The organism is Photobacterium aquae, assembly GCF_001029445.1.
In the GTDB taxonomy this organism is placed as follows: domain Bacteria; phylum Pseudomonadota; class Gammaproteobacteria; order Enterobacterales; family Vibrionaceae; genus Photobacterium; species Photobacterium aquae.
Map to the genome: position 1 here is coordinate 83,060 of NZ_LDOT01000015.1, position 21,044 is coordinate 104,103.

At 44.5% G+C, this 21,044-nt stretch carries 21 protein-coding genes; 13 read left to right on the plus strand and 8 right to left on the minus strand.

The window, feature by feature from the left end; genetic code table 11:
- Positions 1–116 precede the first annotated feature (116 nt).
- From ABT56_RS12640 to ABT56_RS12655, 4 genes are all read left to right on the plus strand, one after another.
- A complete protein-coding gene (locus tag ABT56_RS12640; protein ID WP_047879237.1) occupies positions 117–917 on the plus strand; it encodes a transporter substrate-binding domain-containing protein in 801 nt (266 codons plus the stop codon).
- A gap of 99 nt (positions 918–1,016) precedes the next feature.
- A complete protein-coding gene (locus ABT56_RS12645; RefSeq protein WP_047879238.1) occupies positions 1,017–1,616 on the plus strand; it encodes a beta-phosphoglucomutase family hydrolase in 600 nt (199 codons plus the stop codon).
- A gap of 106 nt (positions 1,617–1,722) precedes the next feature.
- The gene (locus tag ABT56_RS12650) at positions 1,723–2,199 is read left to right on the plus strand and encodes a hypothetical protein (protein WP_205626082.1); all 477 of its coding nucleotides are present in this window, start codon (positions 1,723–1,725) and stop codon (positions 2,197–2,199) included.
- Positions 2,200–2,276: 77 nt separating this feature from the next.
- The gene (locus ABT56_RS12655) at positions 2,277–2,606 is read left to right on the plus strand and encodes a hypothetical protein (RefSeq protein WP_047879240.1); all 330 of its coding nucleotides are present in this window, start codon (positions 2,277–2,279) and stop codon (positions 2,604–2,606) included.
- An 84-nt stretch (positions 2,607–2,690) separates the two neighbouring features.
- Here the strand turns inward: ABT56_RS12655 and ABT56_RS12660 are convergent, their stop codons facing one another.
- Complete coding sequence (locus tag ABT56_RS12660; RefSeq protein ID WP_047879241.1) at positions 2,691–3,617, minus strand: WYL domain-containing protein; 927 nt, start codon at positions 3,615–3,617, stop codon at positions 2,691–2,693.
- 389 nt (positions 3,618–4,006) lie between these two features.
- On the opposite strand from ABT56_RS12660, the gene ABT56_RS12665 reads away from it, so the two are divergent.
- Together ABT56_RS12665 and ABT56_RS12670 are read left to right on the plus strand one after the other, a co-directional pair.
- Positions 4,007–4,714 (plus strand): hypothetical protein, encoded by a 708-nt coding sequence (locus ABT56_RS12665; protein ID WP_240478312.1) that lies wholly within the window; start codon positions 4,007–4,009, stop codon positions 4,712–4,714.
- Positions 4,715–5,064: 350 nt separating this feature from the next.
- The gene (locus ABT56_RS12670) at positions 5,065–5,511 is read left to right on the plus strand and encodes a GNAT family N-acetyltransferase (protein ID WP_047879270.1); all 447 of its coding nucleotides are present in this window, start codon (positions 5,065–5,067) and stop codon (positions 5,509–5,511) included.
- A gap of 9 nt (positions 5,512–5,520) precedes the next feature.
- Here the strand turns inward: ABT56_RS12670 and ABT56_RS23600 are convergent, their stop codons facing one another.
- Positions 5,521–5,742 carry a PAAR domain-containing protein gene (locus tag ABT56_RS23600; protein ID WP_420835127.1) on the minus strand — a complete coding sequence of 74 codons (222 nt, stop codon included), beginning with the start codon at positions 5,740–5,742 and terminating at the stop codon, positions 5,521–5,523.
- 251 nt (positions 5,743–5,993) lie between these two features.
- Positions 5,994–6,176, minus strand: a complete 183-nt coding sequence (locus ABT56_RS12680) for a hypothetical protein (RefSeq protein ID WP_047879242.1) — start codon at positions 6,174–6,176, stop codon at positions 5,994–5,996.
- A 253-nt stretch (positions 6,177–6,429) separates the two neighbouring features.
- On the opposite strand from ABT56_RS12680, the gene ABT56_RS12685 reads away from it, so the two are divergent.
- Positions 6,430–7,230 (plus strand): bifunctional 5,10-methylenetetrahydrofolate dehydrogenase/5,10-methenyltetrahydrofolate cyclohydrolase, encoded by an 801-nt coding sequence (locus ABT56_RS12685; RefSeq protein WP_047879243.1) that lies wholly within the window; start codon positions 6,430–6,432, stop codon positions 7,228–7,230.
- Positions 7,231–7,403: 173 nt separating this feature from the next.
- On the opposite strand, the gene ABT56_RS12690 is transcribed toward ABT56_RS12685, so the two are convergent.
- Positions 7,404–7,832 (minus strand): MarR family winged helix-turn-helix transcriptional regulator, encoded by a 429-nt coding sequence (locus ABT56_RS12690; protein ID WP_047879244.1) that lies wholly within the window; start codon positions 7,830–7,832, stop codon positions 7,404–7,406.
- A gap of 170 nt (positions 7,833–8,002) precedes the next feature.
- Here ABT56_RS12690 and ABT56_RS12695 point away from each other — a divergent pair, with 170 nt between their 5' ends.
- Both ABT56_RS12695 and ABT56_RS12700 read left to right on the plus strand, forming a co-directional pair.
- On the plus strand, positions 8,003–8,308 hold the full coding sequence (locus ABT56_RS12695; RefSeq protein ID WP_047879245.1) for a DUF3861 domain-containing protein: 306 nt from the start codon (positions 8,003–8,005) through the stop codon (positions 8,306–8,308).
- Positions 8,309–8,429: 121 nt separating this feature from the next.
- Positions 8,430–9,359, plus strand: a complete 930-nt coding sequence (locus ABT56_RS12700; RefSeq protein ID WP_047879246.1) for a S1/P1 nuclease — start codon at positions 8,430–8,432, stop codon at positions 9,357–9,359.
- A gap of 72 nt (positions 9,360–9,431) precedes the next feature.
- Here ABT56_RS12700 and pepE read toward each other — a convergent pair whose 3' ends face one another.
- Together pepE and ABT56_RS12710 are read right to left on the minus strand one after the other, a co-directional pair.
- Positions 9,432–10,163, minus strand: a complete 732-nt coding sequence (pepE, locus tag ABT56_RS12705) for a dipeptidase PepE (RefSeq protein ID WP_047879271.1) — start codon at positions 10,161–10,163, stop codon at positions 9,432–9,434.
- Between the two features lie 258 nt (positions 10,164–10,421).
- Positions 10,422–10,790, minus strand: coding sequence for a hypothetical protein (locus ABT56_RS12710; protein WP_047879247.1), 369 nt, complete (start codon positions 10,788–10,790; stop codon positions 10,422–10,424).
- 251 nt (positions 10,791–11,041) lie between these two features.
- Here ABT56_RS12710 and ABT56_RS12715 point away from each other — a divergent pair, with 251 nt between their 5' ends.
- Positions 11,042–11,578 carry a glutathione peroxidase gene (locus ABT56_RS12715; protein WP_047879272.1) on the plus strand — a complete coding sequence of 179 codons (537 nt, stop codon included), beginning with the start codon at positions 11,042–11,044 and terminating at the stop codon, positions 11,576–11,578.
- Positions 11,579–11,645: 67 nt separating this feature from the next.
- On the opposite strand, the gene ABT56_RS12720 is transcribed toward ABT56_RS12715, so the two are convergent.
- Entirely contained in the window at positions 11,646–13,634 is a 1,989-nt protein-coding gene (locus ABT56_RS12720; RefSeq protein ID WP_047879248.1) for a bifunctional metallophosphatase/5'-nucleotidase, read from the minus strand.
- Positions 13,635–14,430: 796 nt separating this feature from the next.
- Between ABT56_RS12720 and ABT56_RS12725 the strand changes: the two genes are divergently transcribed.
- The 3 genes from ABT56_RS12725 (at position 14,431) to pepT (ending at position 18,193) form a co-directional block, all read left to right on the plus strand.
- Positions 14,431–15,294: a MurR/RpiR family transcriptional regulator gene (locus tag ABT56_RS12725; protein WP_047879249.1), complete on the plus strand. Its 864-nt coding sequence runs from the start codon at positions 14,431–14,433 to the stop codon at positions 15,292–15,294.
- Between the two features lie 98 nt (positions 15,295–15,392).
- Entirely contained in the window at positions 15,393–16,754 is a 1,362-nt protein-coding gene (gene dcuC / locus ABT56_RS12730) for a C4-dicarboxylate transporter DcuC (protein WP_047879250.1), read from the plus strand.
- Positions 16,755–16,951: 197 nt separating this feature from the next.
- The gene (gene pepT / locus ABT56_RS12735; protein ID WP_047879251.1) at positions 16,952–18,193 is read left to right on the plus strand and encodes a peptidase T; all 1,242 of its coding nucleotides are present in this window, start codon (positions 16,952–16,954) and stop codon (positions 18,191–18,193) included.
- A gap of 266 nt (positions 18,194–18,459) precedes the next feature.
- Here the strand turns inward: pepT and ABT56_RS12740 are convergent, their stop codons facing one another.
- Positions 18,460–19,947 (minus strand): alanine/glycine:cation symporter family protein, encoded by a 1,488-nt coding sequence (locus ABT56_RS12740; RefSeq protein ID WP_047879252.1) that lies wholly within the window; start codon positions 19,945–19,947, stop codon positions 18,460–18,462.
- Between the last annotated feature and the right edge of the window lie 1,097 nt (positions 19,948–21,044).

The window sequence follows — 21,044 nt, forward strand, 5'->3', positions numbered from 1 at the left end:
TTAATTGCGAGATTAACTATTCATAGGGCTGTGGATGATAGAAAAGGACAAATGAGTAAGATAAATAACTGCTATCTTTAAATCGGATATACTCGTGGGCCTTGTCAGGGGGTGTTATGCAGAAAAGACCGTCCCGATTTACTTTTATTTGTTTGGTTATCTTAACTTTTTTTGTTTCAAGTGCGAGCGTCGCAGCGAGTCGGTTGAGTGAAATTATTGATCGTGGCACCTTGCGTGTAGGTACAACGGGTGACTGGCAACCTATGACGATGCGAGACCCTGCCACAAATTTTTACCGCGGGTTTGATATTGATGTCACCACAGAGTTGGCCAAAGATCTCGGTGTTACCGTTGAGTATGTGCCGACAACATGGAAAACCTTGGTCAATGGTATTATTACTAACAAATATGATATGACCGGGAGTGCATCGCTGAATATGCAGCGGGCCAAGGTGGCGGGATATAGCGATACGTATTTTTACTTGGCGTTTGTGCCAGTCATTAAAAAGAGTAATCAGAGTCGTTTTCGCAAGTGGTCTGATTTCAATAGCAAGTCAGTGGTGCTGACGTCTGTACCGGGAACGGTGCAGCATATGATTATCAGCGAGCTGCTGCCTAATGCTCGTCAGCACAGCACCGATAATCCAACACTGGTCAAACAGTACTTGTTAGATAACAAGACAACGGCCATTGTTACTTCCAATATCGAGGCCGCTATACTTGTTAGCCGTTATCCTGAACTAGCGATTGCGAGGGTAGATGGTATGCGCCGTCCGTCCCCAGTGGCGATGATTCTTCCTAAAGAGGATCAGGTGTGGATTAACTATGTTAATCACTGGATTGAGCTAAAAAGGACACAAGGTTTCTTTGATCGTATTGCAAAAAAATGGGGGTTGGCACGCCTTGAGGTTAAGTAGCCATCGCTTGGTGTATTTTGATGTGGGCAGGGATTGCTGTTAGTTGCTGAAAACGACACAATAGAAAAGTAAGTCGTAATATATTAGCAAAGGAAAAACATGGATTTATCTGCATATAAAGGCATTATTTTTGATATGGACGGAACATTGGTGGATTCAATGCCGGCCCATTTGGATGCATGGGAAAAGACCTGCGCAATCCACGAGATTCCGTTTGATCGCGAGTGGATGTATAGCTTAGGCGGTAAGCCGAGTTTTCGCATTGCAGAGGAAATTAATAGTTATTTCCAGCAGAATTTCGATGTACAGCGATTAGCCCGAACAAAATATGCCTTTTATGAGCAAATCGAACATAAGGGTGATGTTATCACATCGACCTATCAAATCCTGCTCGATAACAAGGACAGCAAAAAGATAGCCGTAGGCACAGGATCTCGAATGATACATGCCGAGCCATTATTGGCCGAAACGGGTATTTTGTCTTTGCTAGATGCTTTGGTCACGGCCGATGACGTAGAGAAGCATAAGCCTAATCCTGATACCTTTTTAGAGGCAGCTCGCCGTCTTGGTCTGCAACCGGAAGAATGTGTGGTATTTGAAGATACGCCAATGGGCGTGCAGGCAGCCTCAGCGGCTGGTATGGATTGCTATTTTGTCAAAGATGGCGAGATCATCGAGCTTATAGCGGCTTCACGTTAACAGGCTCAAAATATACATGCATGGTAGCGCAGGCGACTGATTGCTTGAGCAACCTTATCGAGAAGGGTATGCTTGCCGTCCGATTCAAGCATACCCTGATGACATCATGAAAAAATCCTCAAAGCACCATTCTTCAGAATCAAATCATCGTTCCCTTGGCAATGAGCAATTCGGCATGTCTGAAACGCGGTTTTGGATCCAGCGATTAAGCAAGACTGCGGTACGGGCGTTTCATATTTTGGGGATTGCGGGTAGCGCTGGTGGCATTTTCTATGGTGTGGATAAAACACTATGGCTGCATTGGTGGATAATGGCGATGGTCACGGGGTGCCTTATGGTGATCTTTGAGATTCGTCAGTCGCGCTTGTGGCTGATTCAGCTCAAAGGCGTCTTGACCTTCGTAAAATTGGCGATGATTGCAAGTTTTGCCTTGGTACCGCAATGGAAGCCTGAACTGTTTATTTTCGTATTACTGATGTCGGTTGTTATCGCCCATGGCCCGGCTGGCTTGCGCCATTATTCGATCTGGCACCGACGTCGGATTGAAGATGGTAAGGGCAAGAAAAAGCCTATGAACGGGTAAAATTCTTCTGTAATGGCACGATCAGTTTTCTGTGACTAGACTCAATGTATTGATAACAAAAATAAGTTGGGGTGTCTGTGAAGAATCTGCTGAGTATTTTGTTATTGCCATTATTTGCCGTTGGTTGTAGTAAATCGGTTGATGAGCGGGCAGACGAGTATGTAGAGGCGAGTTTCACGCTGTGTGGGGCAAAAGTGCAATCCTACTCGCTGGGGGATGATGGAAAGATCCGAATTGTTTGTGAAAATGACAGCTACTTTTTGGTAAAAGATCAAGGAACCCTCGCTTATATGCAAGAGTTAAATGGCGCGTATTGCCAAGGCAAGGGATTCAATGCGTTTCACGAACGTAAGAGCTATTACACTTTTATTTGTAGTGGCGATAAAAGCTTTAATGTCCCGAAATAGTCGCGGGTAGGCTGAGTAAATGAGCCAATAAACAAGTCAAAAAAAGAGGCTAAATGCCTCTTTTTTAGTTTTACAAGGGAGCGTTTACTCTTCTCGATAGCCAGGGGCTAGGCAGGCACTGGTTACTTGGTAGAGCGCCTGAGGATTTGCTAGGGCAAGCTGGTAACCGACAGTGTGGTGGAGGCTGCCATCTTGGCTGCAATCGACCTCCCACTTGCGTAGCAGGTAGCCAGCAAGTGCCGCCCGTGCTTCAATAATCTTTTTGCCATTTTTCATTTCAAAATCAAGCTCTATGGCTTCTGGATTGTTCTGTTTTGGGTGTGGAATCAATTCCAGTTCAATAAACTTTTGCCATTGTCTATCTGACTCAATGCGTTCGTGGCTTTGTGGAGAATCCTCCAGTAAGAGGGCAGAGATAACGCGGTTGCACACAACATCCATAAACTGGTTGTTTTTTCGATCGAAAGAGCGCACATGCCAGCGGTTGCCAGAGTTAACCAAACTGTGTGGTGCAATCACACGTGTGCTTTTGCCGCTGGAGGTTGAGAAATACGCAATTTCAATGAGCTTGTTACGGTAAATCCCTTCGCATAGCGCTGCCATGATAGGCGTGCGAGGTACAGTCAGGGACTTAGGCGATTCGCAGCTGATAGGAAAATCCTGATGACCAGAGAAGCCATCACCATAACCAAGGGCGATAGTTGCCAATGTTTTGCTGAGGTCGAGCTCGAACAGTGGCGTGAACTCTGGCTGCTTGTAATACTTTTTTGATCGCATATCAAGCTTGAGGTTATTGGGGATAATTTCTTTGTACAGTGCAAAGTCGCGGGTTGTGGCTGCATGACCTACTGCAAACCGATCAATGAGATCTTTCCGTGTGACTTCGCCAAGAAAGTAGAGCGCAAAATCAATGAACGCCAAGCGCTCGCGCTGGGCAGAGCCAATGCTGTTGAGTTTCAGTTCTTTTTCTTTGTCGTTAGCCGCATTCTGCTGGTCGGTTTGTAAAGTCATGTTTATTTATCCAGTAGTTTTATGTGCCTAATATATACCGAAAATAAGTAGTTGCAACCCCCAATTTGTTATCATCTCTATCAATGAGACTCTTAACGAGTATACCTAAGTGACGCTACAAAGCAGAATTTCACCTGATTGTGTGTATTTACTATGGCGAACCGAGTGAATCTCGGGTGTTTTGTGAGAGTTTTGATAAGTTGTTAGAAATGCAGTTAAAAGGCCTAAAAGATGGCGGTGCTCACCTTGATATATAGGATGATGGAAAATCTTTTGTAAGTGATCTGATTTATAGTGGAGATTGTGATGCCGTTTGTGGTGTGCTGGGCCTATCATTAGGTGGGGAAGAGCTTTGAGTGAGTTATTGCCTTTAAACTGACAACAAGGGAGTGTTTGTTATCAGCCAGCTTTGTATTGTTGATTTGGTGCAGTCTAAACAGTGGTTATCGGCAACGATAAGGGATTCGCTGCGGCAGATTGTATGTGCGAGTTTTTTACAGATAGACGCCGATGAGTATTTAGCCAAATACTTTGACGATCCTGCACCGTACCAAAAACGGTTACGGCTATACCTGCATCATGAAAAAGTAGTTGGGTATTGCCTGCTGTCTTTTACGGATATAGACAATTGCACCGTTATCAAAGCGTCAGCAGCTTTTTTGCCTAATTATCGTCAAGGAAGCAATACGTTTGCTTTTTCCTTGAAGGAAAGCGTGAAATGTTGGCTTAAGCGCCCGTGGCGCAAACACTATTATGCTGACACTATGCTAAGTCCTGCTATGTATCGTGCGATCGCCAAGAATACGGCAATCATCTGGCCGCATTTTGCCCTCCAGGCGCCCGTCGATCTTTTTGCTCAGTTTAATCCTGATGGCATTGAGTGCGAAAAAAACCATCTTCGTTGTTTAGCCGCAGTCGACAGAAAGAGTAATTACAGTGCGCAAGAGTTAGCGATGTTGCGCAGCAGTGATAAGCCCGAAATTCGTTATTATTGTGAACTCAATCCCCACTTTGATCGTGGTACAGCACTCTTTGTTATTATTCCCGTACATTTTTATCAGCTAGTACGCACGTTTTTGAAAAAAATAAAGTGGTGATGGGAATAGTTGGAAGGGGAAGAAATGATAAGGCAAGGATCTTTCTCCGAATTGGATGAAGACATTTTTTCGAGAAGTTATCTTGTTACTCTGGGGGGACTATTTGCCGTTATCTCGGTATTTGTAGTTAGCCTTTTAGATTCGTCACAACATATAGAATATGTGATTATGTCGGCCATCATATCACTTGGTCTGATCTGTATTTGTGTTGGCGTATTTTGTTCTTCGCAAAAAGTTAAGGCATTTGCTGAAAGCGCTTCAAAGCACGAAGTGTGTGTGGTGATACTTTTTCTTTCAATGCCTTTATATTGGATCTGGACAAAATTAAGACGTATGACATCGAGGTAGGCGTGCAGTATCAAGAAATCAAGACAAGTGACGTACCGTTGCCGCTATTGTTGGAGGCAGACCCGTCAGAGGCGAGCATTAATACCTATCTTAAAGACTCATGGTGTTTTGCTGCGATATATGGTGGGCGGGTTGTTGGCGTTTGTGTGGCAACCTTGAAAGACGAGGGTATTGCTGAAATTGTGAATGTTTCCGTTTATCCCGATTTTCAACAAAAGGGGATTGGATCGGATATGCTGCGTTTTGCCCTGGCTCAGCTAGCGACAAAAAATGTAAAACGTGTCGAGCTGGGGACGGGAACCTTTGGGTATCAACTTACGTATTATCAACGTTTAGGGTTTCGGGTTGATGCCGTAGTCAAAGACTATTTTATTGAGCATTATCCTAAGCCTATTTTTGAACATGGTATTCAACATCAGGATATGTTGCGTCTCTACCGGGATCTATAAGTTGGCTACTTAGCCGATAGTAACCGTGCTGCTACAGACTATTATTCCCCCACAATCAATAGAGTGAGTGGAGTGTGCGGCTTCTTTGCCTTCAAATAATACCAAAGGAGAGCCTTCTTTAATTTTCCTGGGATGGGGCGGGTTATCTGGTTTTGCGTGAGGGAATAGTGGATCACTTTTGCGTGCCGCAGGTAAACCGTCAACAAAGACCGTAGCGGCTCCAGTCATAATTTTTGTTGGATGAAATCCATCATGCTGGGGCCGAGATCGCCTACTTTTGCCGCATTGCCCATTATTATTCCCTCATTACCCATACGCCTTCAAGACAGGATGGATTGGTGCTTTCACAAATTAGCCTACATGCTAGTGGTAGATAAAATGCTAGCAAGTACTTCAAGGTCTGTATTTCTTTTGGCTTCCAATTTCGACGGGTATTTCTGGTTTATTTGCATCCTACCCGCGATGTTGGTCACGATGATTTCTTAACGGTGAGCATAAACAGCCTCAAGCTGTTTCTGGGCGGTTTCCAAAGAACAGAGTAGTTGTTCTACTTCATTGAATTGGCCGGCAATGACGGCCGCACGTACTTTACCTTGGTAGCGTTTGACACGATCAACACAGGCTTTGCGAGAAAAGAGTTTTTTAAGAGTCTTTGTCTGGGTCATAACGGCTCTCTCAGTGCTTCAAATAATGGTTTGTTGTGTGATTGTCCTATTTGTACCACGTAAAATCCGGAGAAATTTCAGGGTAATGTCAAATTCAGAAGGGATATAGTGTTGAAATTGCGCGGTTTGTGAGGTTTATTTTGCTGTTAAAGAGCCATTGTTACCTTGGTTTTATGAGCTAATTCAGATTTTTATTGAGTTGAATGGCTGGGCGAGTAGAATCGAATCAATGTCGATTAAGTAGTAGTGACTCATGAAAGCAGCAATAAATACCCTTTATGAACAGAAGCTCGCAGAGCTAAAAGCACAAATAGAGGCAGATAAGCTGCCTGTCGCCCTGACTATTGTCACTGTTGGTGATGATCCTGCCAGTAAAGTATATGTTCGCAATAAGCTCCGTTTGTTTGAAGAGCTAGGCCTTCCTTGCCATCATATCGTGATGCCTGAGGTTGGGACAATGCAGTCTGATCTCGATGTCCTTGCCGCTAATGCCACTCATCCAATTCTATTCCAACTACCGTTACCAAATGGTTTGGTTGCGCCTGATTTGCCAGCCAAGGTTGACGTTGATGGTTTCGGCAGTGAAGCGCTTGGTTTGTTGGTCCTTGGCCACGCACCAGTGCTGCCGTGCACAGTTCAGGCGGCCATCGATATTATCGAATCGCATTGTGGCGAGAATGCTTTTTCAGGATTGAAAGTGGCAGTGGTTGGTCGTAGTAATATTGTCGGCAAACCTTTGGTGATTGAGCTGATTAACCGCCAGAGTACCGTGTCGAGTTTTAATAGTCGCTCGGATATGGCAGCCGTTGACTGGAGCAGTTTTGACGTTGTTGTTGTTGCAACGGGCTACCACGGAACGCTTAATAGCGATCAATTTGTTGAAGGCCAACTGATTATCGATGTGGGTATCAACCGTATCGAAGGTAAGCTGGTGGGGGATATTCACCACCATAATGAACAGACTACTGCCGCTATTACCCCAGTGCCGGGTGGCGTTGGTCGTTTGACATGCCTGAACGTACTGGGTAATGCCGTGAAACTTGCAGCGTTATAATGTAGCCAGTGAGGGTAATCAAGAGTATTGAATCGCCATCTCTAAGCGACGAGATACTTTTGTATGACTGTTTGCATGAGCCAGAGTAGGGGAAACCTTGCTCTGGCTTTATTGTTTTTGTTAATTACGGCTGTTGCAGAACTCTTTATCAAGCGCCCACGATGGGTGCTTTTTTATGAATTGTATAAATTCTCAGCCATTTTATTGGCAATACGTTCAAACTCGGTAAGTTCTTCAGGGGTTATGCCTTGGGTCATTTGCTCGATGAGCTGCGTATCAATATTTGCCATCTGCTTGATGATTTCATTGCCGGCTGGTGTGAGTAGCAAGCGTTGGCTGCGTTTGTCTTCTGGGTTAGGGGCTTTGGTGATCAGTGATTGATCAAGCAGAGTGTTGAGCAGGCGTGTTACCTGAGCTTTGTCGCGATTCAGAAACGAAGCGATATCGACCGCGGAGCAGTTGGATTTTCGATGGATAATTTTCATTACCCTCACATGCATTGGAGTGATATTAAGCTCAAGATTTTCAACATGATCGTGAAGTTTTCGTTTTATAAGGTGAACCAGATGATGCATCGATTCCATTGATTTTGTTTCTTTCATGATATTTACCTGCTGATAAATTGGTTGACATTATCAACCAAGTCAATATAGTTGACATTATCAACCTTATTCATGGGTATTTCAAGTGATGGATAAGGTTATGAAGAAGCTGGCCTAGGTAGATACTTTTGGTCGAGAAGCTTCTAATCAATAGGAATCAGAGGTCGAAGATGAAAACGAGCACTAAAAAATCACGCGGGTATCGCATTACCATTGAAAATATGGATACAGAGAATCCAAAAAGTATGCAGCTTGATGTAGAAGATCGAGAGGATATTTTTGCAATTGTTGAAAAGCTCAAGCAGGGTAGTGGGCTGGATGAAAAATCAGCAACCCAAATGGGGATCGGCTTGCGTCTGCTTGGGCCACTCATGATGCAGAACCGTAAGCATCCATTGTTTACCGACTTTATGCCTCACTTCAAAACATTCATGCTTAATCTGAAGAAAAAAGTCAAAGGAGGCGTTGAGCAGTAGGTTTGAAGTTTGTAAGCATGAAAGAGGTAATATAAATCCTTTTTTAGAATAAAACTGTTGATTATTCATTGAAATAGGCGCTTAATCTCGCAGGTTGTAACAAAATGTAAATGGTGAAAACATGGAAAATTCGTCTTCAAAGGGTACGGCATTGTCAACAATGGCGATTTCGGTAGTTGCGTTCTCCGTTGTCGCGTTGCCGAATACCGCGATGGCATGGAACTACCAAGGCCATGTGGCAGTAGGGGAGATCGCCTATCAAAACCTTAATGATACCGCTCGCCATCAAGTAGACATACTTGCTGAGAAAGCGTATGAATCATTGCCTGCTGATGTACAGAAGAAGATGGACAGCTTCGAAGGTGCGAGCCGTTTTGCTGCCTTGGCGATGGTGCCTGATATGATTCGCAAGCAGCCCGCTTCCGAGGTATGGGAAGAGATGGGAGAAACGATTCCTGCCCCGCTTAACCAGTGGGACGAGAAGCAAACGGGTCAGTGGCATTATATTAATCTGACGTATCCCGCGACAAGCCAGTGTAACTTTGTTAAAGAGCCTAATATTCGCCAGGTTGGTACCTACCTTTATAGTGAATTTCAGCAACAACCTCAGGCGGCTAGCTTGATGTTTTTAAGCCATATTGCCGGTGACTCCCATCAGCCAATGCACTCTGTGGCCTATAGTCTTAGTAAGTGGCGTTGTAAGAGTGATTTTGGCGGTAACTTGTATACGCTGGATGTGCCGGAGAAAGATCTTCACCATTTATGGGATAGTGGAATGGGGCTGTTGGAAAAGCCACATAATATTCATGAATTTGCCGCTTCTCTTCAAGAAGCGTATCCGCGTGCTGACATGATGCTGGGTGATACGGGTGATGTGTCGCTATGGGTGGAAGAAAGCTATGATCTTGCCGATTTTGCCTACCAGCCTAAGATCGATAGCAAACCGTCCCAAGCCTATATTGAGCAGGGGCAGGAGAAGATTAAGCAACGTCTTGCTAAGGCCGGCTATCGTCTTGCCGATGAGCTCAATACGGTGTTCCCACAACAGTAATTCAGGCTGTTTTTGATTAGCGAATAAAAAAGCACAACATATCGTTGTGCTTTTTTGTTGGTGGCGAAATTGTTAGCCATCAAGACCAAGCAATTCACTTACATCGCTGCCAGCTTCGATCATTCGGCGCTCTTGGTTTAGCTTGAACCAGTGTAGAGGCTTACCGTTCGCTGCTTCGTAAGTCATGGTCTTGCCGGATACTGCTAGCCATGACCCTTCAGGAATACCGATCACTGATTGGTGAGGGTTCACAATGAGGTATTCCTCAATACGCTCATCACGGGTTTCACCGTTGTGGCCTTCAATGGTTGCATCAATGTAATGCGCATTGATTTGGAAGGGCACCAAGTTCAGCGATGGCGTGATTGCCGCGCTAACAATGCACATATCGTTTGTTGTGCGAATGGTTGGCGCGCTGATTACGGCACCGGCGCTCCAGCCAACATATGGAACCCCACGATTGGCGATAGCATGTTGAATAGGGCCAATAAGGCCGAGATCATGAAGGGTTTTATTCAATACCCAGGTGTTACCGCCACTGCATACGATAGCATCGGCCTCACGGATAGCTTTCACAGGATCTTCCGCACGGTGCAAGCCGGTAACATTCACATCAAGATGGCTTAGCGTATCTGCGACCATAGCGGTACGATCATCATGGCTGCTACGGATAACGGCGTAAGGAATAACAACCACGTTTTTCACTTGTTTGCGAGTGAATAGTTCAGTGATTGCTGGAAGAGCAAATTCCATCACTTTGTCATTGCCTGCAATTTTACCGTTGCTAAGAAGTAAGAGATCCATCATTTACACTCTGTTTTATTGAAGAGCAAACATGGTATAGCAATCAGTTGCATCAAAGTTTGAACGGGAGCACAAAAAACTTGCTGTGTAATAATTATTTGAATTTTGTGGCGGTTATGGCAATAAAATTCAAGACAATGCATTGAAATATAACTATTTATAAGTTTTATATTTTGCCATGGATGTTGCGGGGGAAGGGAATGCCCAAGTTGTTGGTCTGAACGGTATATTCGTAACTCGTTGGGCACCTTTTACCTATTATTTTGCTGATGGCTTGAGGATTTCACCGAGGTAGCGAACGACATGGGCTGCATCTTGTGCCGTCGTGTTGATCTTTTTAATGATGGCTTCTGCTTTCTGAGGGTCGTCAGCCAATGCCAATTCGATTTTTTTGATCATCGCATGGGCATGTTCTAGCTTCTGTTTGCAGTCTTCAAACAAGTTATTGAGAAGCGATAGCTCTACAGCCCCACCTTTGAGAAATAACTCGGCAGCGATGCGGTAGACAGTATGAAATTTGGTGGCAGTATCTTTTTGGGAAGGGTCGCTCTCTTTTGCCCAGTCGTCAGCCCAGCCTTTGAAAATAATCGCAATTTGTGGGTTAGGGATAAGGTTTACTTGTTGCATTAGGTATCCTTCGGCGTTAAGGCAAATTGAGTGTGGTTGCAGTCTAAACGAGAGCGGCGGTGGGATAAAGCTATCACTTCTCTATGGCGCTCGAAGTGGGTAAAAAATGATCATCAATCGCTTTCTTGACGTACTTGCAGTGTCTTAATAGGTTTGCTCAGTAGGGCAAGGCAGGAGGGAAAATGCATAATAGTGTGGATATGAACAAGAGGTGGCTGCCGCGATGTGGTGCGGCTCTGTGGGCCAGTTTGATGATACTGAGTGTTTTTGTTAGCAAGGCGGCATGGGGGAGTGACGGGAAGAGTTCCGACTGCCCGTTATTGCTCCAGCATTCTTTCACGCAGCTAAATTCGTCGAAGCAATTGGATATGTGTGGGCTGTTTAAGGGGAAAGTACTGCTGATTGTTAATACGGCCAGCCAATGTGGCTTTACGCCGCAATATAAACAATTGGAAGCCTTGCATCAGGCTTATAGCAGTCGTGGATTTGCTGTTATTGGTTTTCCGTCGAATGATTTTCGCCAAGATCGAGGAAGTGAAGCAGACACGGCTAAAGTGTGTTATCTGGATTACGGTGTAACATTTCCGATGGCGGGTAGAACGGCTGTAACAGGTTCGCAGGCTAATCCTGTCTTCAAGCAATTGGCTGCGGAATCAGGAGTTGAACCCAATTGGAATTTTTTCAAGTACTTAATCGATCGCAAAGGCAATGTGGTTGCTGTATTTGCTAGTAGAACACAGCCGACAGATGCGTTGCTTACAGGGCAATTAGAGCAGTTGTTGCGGTAATACTATGAGGAATACGAAAAAGGGCTTTGGATATCCAAAGCCCTTTGTTTGTTATAGGCGGTAGCGCTTATTTAGCTGCACGCTCAAAAGTAACCACTTCGTAGCTCAGAGGCTTAAGAGTCGGTTTTTGATCGGCAATATAGTCAATAACAGCTTGTGCATCTGTATTACAGCGAGTGTTGGCTGCTTTACAGTTAGGTGCCTGACCTTCGTAACGGACTTTGTATTTACCGTTCACTTCATCGATCTTCTGCACTGGGAAGCCTGTGATTTTGCCATTTACGTAAGCAAGGTCAACACGGTCTGATGAGTCTTTCTGCGCGTTGTACAGTGCCGTCCAGCCATCGTTACCTGTCGCATTGTAGTTGTTGATCGCAACATTGTAGATCTTGTTGTCGTCAATTGGCGTCCATACTGGGTTGGCTTCTGTACCAGTCATCACTTCAACAAAATCCACTTTACCGGCTTTGTGTGGTGTGGTTTCTGTGTACTGGTAACGGATGTGCCCGCCGTATGGGAATTTACCTGCGTGAGCGCCTTCTGGTAGGGTTGCAGTAATCGTCTCTTGGATCAGAGACTTCACAACTGAACCTTTCAACGGTACGACAGACATGAAGTTTGAGAAAGGCAGCATTTCTAGCGAAACATTACCTTCACGGTATTCACCAGCTTCAAAGTTGGTACGAATACCACCAGCGCCGATTAGCGAGAAGTCCACTTTCATGCCTGTCGCTGCTTGTACGGCAGGGGTATTTGCCCAGTAGTATTGGCCTTCAGCGATAATAGTTGCTACATCAGAACCATGTTTGTCTGTACCACGGTCACCCGGACGGCGCTCGTGGTTAATCTCTACTGGCACCTGAGAAATAACTTTGCCGTATGCCTTAACAACCGCTGGCTTGTACTTGCTGTCGATGAGCTGGCGCATAGCGGCTTCTTCCGCTGTGATCGCAATATTCTCTTCGCCTTCGACAAAGTCAACAACGGCAGCTGTTTCTTCAGCGTTGAATTTGCTGCTGGCTTCGCGCATTGGTGAGTGGAAGTATTCATCGTTGGTCAGCAGCGTGTTAAGGCCTGCACAGTTGCTAACATTGCCTTTGCTGTCGAAAGTAACATCTAGTTGGCCGATAGCTTGTGCATATTCACCAGCCTGGACAACACAGGTTTGGCTCTGGCCATTCGGGTTATTGACCATTTGTGCATAGATGCCGGCATTGTCGTGGCCGATGTTGGTGAAATCGCCCAATAGGGTATGCGAGTGGCCGCCAACAATAAGGTCGATACCATTTACCTTAGAGGCGACATCCAAATCAACTGCATTGCCGATATGGGTTAGGGCGATGATGTTGTTGATGCCTTTTGACTTCAGGAAGTCGACAGTCTGCTGGGAAGAGGTCACCATGTCTTCGAATTCGACCTTGCCAGTGTTTGGTGCAAGGTTTGGCATATCATCAAGGGCAATACCGAAAACGGCAACGATGTCTTTGTCTTTAGGAAGGTTATTGAGGTCGTTGACTTGAACTTTGTTGTTACCGTCGAATGCGAAAACAATATAAGGCTTGAGGTTTGCTTGGTCTTTCAGGTCAGGATCGTTGCTGGTGTCGATGTTAGCAGCTAGAACAGGGAAGTTGATGTCACTAATGAAGGCGTTGAGCTTGGCATTGTTGAGGTCGAACTCATGGTTACCAAGCGCCATTGCATCAAGTCCCATGCGGCTTAGCAATTCGGCATTCATTGCGCCTTCGTTAATTTTGAAGTAAGCGCTGCCTTGCCATGCGTCACCACCATGAAGGAACAAGAAGCTGCGGTTTTCATCGGCGGCGGCTTTCTTGTATTCCTCAGCCATGGTCTGTAGTCGAGGGTAACCACCAAATTCGTTATATACCAAGGTATCGTTGGCCTTGAAGCTTGACTTCACCGGATCAAAGTTAGAGTGGGTGTCGTTGATATGGGCAACGGTAAGGGTAAAACTATCATCGGTAGCGAAAGGAGACTGCGCACAACCAGTTAGGGCCATGGCTACGGACAATGCTACTAGAGGCTTTGAAATGTTCATTATTTTACCTTGGGCTTGACCTGTTGGACCTTCTTCCTGTCACAGCGAAAAAGGACACAGTGTCATTTTTATAGTGTGATAAACCGGGTTTACCAGTGAAAAAGCCAGAGATATATGAGGCGGGGGGACTATATCCGAGATGATTTTTACAGGCAATTGCAAAAAAACAAAACTGAGATCACTATTATATTATTCGGTTGCGCAAACGATTGGTTTTCGTTTTTTATAACTTATTGAGAGAAAAAGACTTTCAATATCATCGTCTTTAAACATCACTTTTTATATCGTGGATATTCCCTTGTCTCTGGGCAATCAGAAAACATGTAACTGGTGTATTTTTCAACACGTCACTGGTTGTAAAATGGGCAGTGACAGAGCTGGGAAAAATTTCCTGTGAAATTTAGATCTGAGTAGACTTGGAAATTGACGCATATTTGCCCTGTTTCAGGAAAAACCGTAAGTGGACTTTGTTTTGATAAAAATTAGATTAAATTCAGCGATAAGTGATGCTTTTGCGGTATAGATTGTTGCGCTTGTGTGGCGATTTTTGTCATTCATCATTAATGAATTGCTCTTTCATGTGTCAGGTAAGGGAATGATCACAAATTAATAATGGGAAAAATGTATTCCCTTGCATCATTTTGTCATGAATGGAAAAATTTCCCACATAGAGTGCTGGGCGGGAATTAATACCCACGACGTCGGAGTGGCAGCTCCAGCCAAGAACAGGAAAGTTATGGCCGTCTATGAGGAGGAAAGCGACTCTTAGTAGGCTGAAAATGCGAATGGATGTGTAATGAATAAGCAAGAGTTCATCAATGCAGTTAATCGGTTTGATTCACATACGGATGCTGAAAAACGGATAGCCCAGTATTTTATGGATCACTATACTGTTTTGCCCTTTGCCAAAATTGATGAGCTGTGCAGGCAGATCGGAATAGGCAAGGCTACCTTGGGACGTTTTCTTCAACGGTTGGGTTTCTCAGGTTTTATCCAATTCAAAAAGCAAGTTACCGAGGATTTAACCCAAACGTTAACGACGCCTATCGAGCGCTACGAATATCACACTACCGATCCTGCCCGTGAAGGGAATGCCGAAACGCTGTTATCCAGCCATTACGCAGAAATTATGGATAACATGGAAAAAACATTTGATGCGCTTTCGGATCAGGATTTTGAAAATGCTGTCAATATTATGCGAGATCAAAGAGGTAAGTTGTATGTTATTGGTAGTGCGTCATCTGAAGCACTTGCAAGTTATTTTTACATGCTTGCACGTTATTTACGCAAGGATGTTGTTTTATTAAAAGCAGATATATCAACATTACCTCATCAGTTAGTTGATGTCGGTAAAGAAGATATATTATTAGCTATTTCCTATCATCGTTATTCAAATATTACTGTAAAACTTGTCCATTGGTTTCATGAGTGTGGCGGGAAAATCGTTGTGATTACCGATCAAGCAGTGAATCCTTTCGTTTCATTTTGTGATGTGCTCTTTAATGTTGAAAGTGCTGGGACGGGATTTTTCAATAACCGTGCTGCAGGTTTTGCGCTTATCGAGGCGCTGATCAAGGGGTTATCCCACCATCAAGAAAAAGACTATCGATTCAAACGTATCGAAAATCTCTTTGATGAGTTTGGGGTGTTTAAAAGTTAACTAGATTTTCAAATTATTCTGTTCCTGTTTTTAAAGACGGGTGGCTTCATTCACCCTGAAATTATTGATTTATTAATTTAAGATCGAAGAGGTCGATAATGATTACGTATTTAGCTTTGCCATCAATATTTGGTGTGGGGTATTTTATTGTTAAAAAATATAATACCCAGGCCGTTTTGTTCCTTGCTGGTTTAATGATGATCATGCTTGGTGTGATCAACGGTAACACAGATTTCTTACCGAAAGGTGGTACACATACCGGCTCTATTGTTGTCGACTTTTTCGAAGTAATTAAAGTTATTTCTTCTGGTACTCTAGCTAAGCTCGGCCTGATTATCATGGCTGTAGGTGGCTTCTCTAAATATATGGGGCATATTGGTGCGGCAAATGCGATGGTGCAGATTGCAACTAAGCCGCTTTCTCATATCAAGAATCCATATTTGGTGTTAGCAATGGCCTATATTATCGGCCAGTTGATTAATATTTTCATTCCTAGTGCGACGGGCTTGGCATTGCTTCTATTGGTTGCGATGTATCCGGTACTTGTTGGTGTTGGTTGTAACCCCGCGGCAGCGGCGGCGGTTGTTGCTACCACCGGGTGTTTGGATTTGGGACCTGCCTCATCGGCTGCAAACAAAGCGGCGGAAGTGTCTGGCATTGATGTTGCGACTTATTTTGCGAGTTACCAGTTGCCAGTCGCGATTGCTGCGATGATCGTGATTGCCGCTCTTCATTTTGTCAGCCAGCGTTATTTTGACCGTAAAGATGAAGAAAATGGTGTTGTGCATGAGTTTAACCTGGAAGCGAAAGAGCAGCGTAAAGCGCCGAAGTGGTTTGCTTTCCTACCTGTATTGCCTCTGTTGCTACTTCTTACTTTCAGTAAGTTTGCCATCACCACGATTAAAATGGACGTGGTAACAGCAATGTTTATCGCGCTATTTGTTTCGATGGTATGTGATTTCATTTACAGCCGTGACGGCAAAGAAGTGGCGGCATCACTGAAAGTGTATCTAGAAGGTATGGGCAACGTATTCTCTGGCGTAGTGACCCTGATTATTGCTGCCCAGGTTTTCGTTGTTGGCCTAAAAGCAATTGGTTTTATTGATCTTCTTCTTAACTCTGCGTCAAACCTTGGTTTGGGATACAGCGCGATGATTGTGATGCTGGTGGGTATCATCGTTACTATCACCATGTTGTCAGGTTCTGGTAATGCTGCGTTCTTTAGTTTCTCTAACCTTGCACCAGATGTTGCGGCTCAGGTGGGTACGGCCGCTGCGCATGTCGCACTGCCTATGCAGTTGGCTGCGGGCTTGATGCGCTCAGCATCACCGGTTGCCGGTGTGGTTATTGCCTGTGCGGCAGTTGCTAATGTCTCTCCAATTGAATTGGCTAAGCGTACGGCGATCCCTATGTTGGGTGGTTTGGTGACTATCATGATCTGTTCACAAATTCTTGTTTAATGTGAGCTGAAGATCATACAGCGGGCATATCGCCCGCTGTATTTTATTAAGCGGCGAGTTTTGTTATTAGGTGTTCAGCCGTGAGTACTTTGATTGCAAAGTACTGACGATTGAATCCCTCCTACCGATAGGCTTGGTTATTGTCTTGTTTTCATGGCCGAGGTATTAACGGTAAGGTGAATTAGAAGGAAGGTTGCATGACAATTGTTGAACGCTTTTTGAATTATACCCGGATTAATACAACCACAGACAGGAATAAAGGTGCTGCTGGCATTATGCCTTCATCACCGGGGCAGATGGAGTTGGCTCAGTTGTTGGCTCGTGAGCTGACGGAATTGGGTTTAGAAGATATTCGTTTGCGTGATACGGCGATCCTGACGGCAACACTGCCGAGCAATACCTCTAAATGCGTTCCTACGGTATCGTTTTTTGCTCACTTAGATACCAGTGCCGAGCAGGTTAATGATACACAGGCGCAGATTGTAGCTTATAACGGTGGCGATATCGTTCTGAATTCAGCGCTGGATATTGTATTGAAAGAAGCGGAATTTCCTGAAATTGCACAATATCGTGGACAGGAAATTATTGTTACCGACGGAACAAGCCTGTTGGGTGCCGACGACAAGGCTGCCATTGCTGCCATTATGCACGCAGTGAAAGTGCTGGTGGAGAACCCATCTATTGAGCATGGCCCGGTGAAGGTGGCTTTTGTCCCTGATGAAGAGCAGGGGCTGCGAGGTGCTAAGGCATTTGATGTAGAGGAATTCGGTGCTGACTTTGGCTATACCTTAGATTGCTGTGGCATTGGCGAATTTGTTCATGAGAACTGGAATGCAGGCAATGCCGTGGTGACGTTTACCGGTCAGTCTGCCCATCCGATGTCGGCGAAAGGTAAGCTGAAGAACTCTTTGTTGATGGCTCATAAATTCATTGCGATGTTGCCGCCGGGGGAAGCGCCAGAATATACCGATGGCCGCGAGGGTTACTATTGGGTGAAAGAGCTGGCTGGTAACAGTGCAAAAACCGTGTTGAAGATGGATATTCGTGATTTCAGCAAGCAAGGCTATGCTGATCGTATGGCATTTTTGCAAAAGCTTGCCGACAGTTGTCAAGTGTTGTGGGGGGAGCAGGCCGTTCACATTGATTTGTCTGACCGTTATGAAAACGTTGCTAATAGTCTAGAAGGCGAAGCGAGTTTCCCTATTGATATAGCCAAAGAGGCGTATTCACGTAATGGGATCGAGATGAATGCGATTCCGATGCGTGGCGGTTATGATGGTGCGGTGTTGTCGCAAAAAGGGTTGCCATGCCCGAACATCTTTACCGGAGCCCATAATTTCCACTCTATTTATGAATACTTGCCTGTGAGCTCGCTTGAGGCTGCCAGCAATGTAGTTGTTGATGTGATTCGTATAACGGCTGAGCGCATTGATGCCTAATAAATAATGCCCATCTGATATCAACTGTATTAAATCCCCATTCTTGATGGGGATTTTTTTATGGTCAATTTCTTTAATCATCGATTTAGATGCTCAATGTTCTTTGTATCTATACGGCATAAATAGTGTCGGATAGCTGGGCGATGGAGGGGGTGCTAGGTATACCTGGTATGTGGTATGCAGCGGAGGAGGGGGGGGAGAGAAAATAAGCCAGCTTGAAAAAAAGAGCCAGCATATTGCTGGCTCTTGGGGTTGGGTAACGAAGCTTATTTGCTAGATGCAATCGGCTCTGCGTTATCTTCCGGATGCCATGCGCCGTCAAGTTCGTCAAGTTCTGGGAACTTAGAGCGGTCAAACTCAGGCATCTTGCCTTGTTTCAGCTGTAGTTCGTAGTCTTTGATGACTTTGATTGCCAGTTTTGAAAGCAAAACTAGTGCGACGATGTTGATCAAGGCCATCATGCCCATTGATGCATCGGCGAGGTTCCAAACCACAGGCAAAGAAGCTACAGAGCCGAACATAACCATTGCCAGTACGCACAGGCGGAATGCAAGTAGGCCTTTCTTTGTGTTGCCGTTTAGGAACATCACGTTTGTTTCCGCGTAGCTATAGTTAGCAATAATTGATGAGAAACAAAACAATAGAATAGCCGCTGCCATGAAGTATGTTGTCCAGCTACCCAGTTCGTTGGTCAAGGCTTGCTGTAGCAGGCTGATACCGGTTGCAGCATCAGGCTGGTCCATTACGCCACTCAACATGATCATGGCCGCAGATGCTGTACAAATCACGATGGTATCAACGAATACACCTAGCATTTGAACGAAGCCCTGAGAGGCAGGGTGGTTCGGGTTTGGTGTCGCACTGGCGGCTACGTTGGCTGCTGAGCCCATACCCGCTTCGTTCGAGAACAGACCACGGGCAATACCGCTCTGCATGGCTTGCGCAATGGTGTAGGCCACACCACCGGCTGCCGCTTCCTGCCAGCCAAACGCACTCTTCACGATCAGAGACAGTACAGCTGGAAGTTCTGTGATGTTCATAATCACAATCACAATTGCAATGGCCAGGTAGCCGATTGCCATGACAGGTACGATGCGGGATGATGCCTGAGCAATTTTCTGTAGGCCGCCCATGATAAAGAAGCCAGAGAAAGCAACGATGACCACACCCATGATAGTTTCATCGAAACCAAAAGAGTGGCTCAGTGCATCGGTAATGGTATTTGCCTGTACGGCGTTGAAAACCAAACCGAAGGCAATGATCAAGAAGACAGAGAACAAAGACCCCATCCAGCGCTGGCCAAGACCTTTTTCCATGTAGTAGGCAGGGCCGCCACGGTATTGACCGTCGACATCTTTGGTTTTGTAGATTTGGGCCAATGTGGATTCAATAAACGCCGTTGACATACCGAACAGGGCAATCAGCCACATCCAGAATATGGCGCCAGGGCCACCTACCGTTAGTGCAACAGCAACACCGGCCATGTTACCCGTACCCACGCGAGCTGCCATAGAGGTACAGAATACCTGATAGGAACTCAGGCCATTGTCGACATCACGACCACTTTTTAGCACTTCGACAGCATGTTTGAATTGGCGAATTTGAATGAAGCCGAGACGAAAAGTGAAGTAGATACCTACTGCAACCAGTAAGTAAACAAGTAGCTGGCCCCATAGTACTCCGTTAATGGCTCCAATGACGGAATTTAGCCCATCATTTAGTGTGGTCAGCCAAGATTCATTCGTAACACTCATACTTTATATCCTGTAAATGGTGTCCTACTAATCATTTGCTAATAGAACAAACGGGAACGTCCTTATACGACAGTTCATGAATATGATTCTGAAATAATTATTGTTTTGTCTTGCCAAACGGCATGATTGCGCAACCAAGAAAGGTTACAAATATGAAACAATGAATCAGATATTTCATCTGTAGACGGGAAGGTAAGTTAGCACGAAATTTGCCACAGTCAGCGTGATCTAAGTCACACTGTGTGAAAGGAAAACATGCAAATTAGCGTTGCAGTATTTCATGTTGTAAAATAAATAATTTTAAATCAGTGTCTTATATTTAATTGAAGTGTTGTCAGCTAGGTCGGTAATGAGCGCTGTTCAATTGAAATTAATTTCGAATTTAACGTTGATTTAACGAGTTTGCGCGCGTTTTTTAACTGAAAGGGTGGGTGTGAAATTAATTTATTCTTAACATGTGAGATAGAGTGACTCTCGACTTAATTGAAAATGTTATGAATAAATATTCCAAGGGTTAAATGTAAACGTATTTTTAACAATATTTTCTTAAATTGCGGGACGCGCAATCGATAAAATGGGGTTTCTATTTTTATAATGTGAGAATGTTGGTGCCGGTAAAAGAGAATGAATTAACCGGCACTGCAGATGTGGGTTGATCAATGGATAGGGATTAGTGCTGAAAATTGCCAAGGTTCTTGTTTCGGTTTCTCAGGCAGTGTGTTGATGCGAGTATCGAAATTAGGGCGGAATTGATGGCCGCAGACACAAATATATTGCTCATCCTCACTTACCATAAACTCTTCTGATTGGCCGCATTTTGTACACATCGGTAATCGTAGCATAGTGTCTCCAAAGAATTATTATTATTACCGTACAAGATTTTGTTTGAATGTAATCATATACATAATTTTGCAACAGTATAAATAGGTTGAGAAATTTCTGGGATTCATTGCAAAGATATACAATTAAAGTTTATTTTTATCTTGATTTTGAATCCTGTAATGCAATATGGCGCATTTATATATGCAATAAAGTGCTTCAATAGGATAACTATGGCAGAATTCGCCTGACGTATAGCTGAATAATGGCTATAAAAA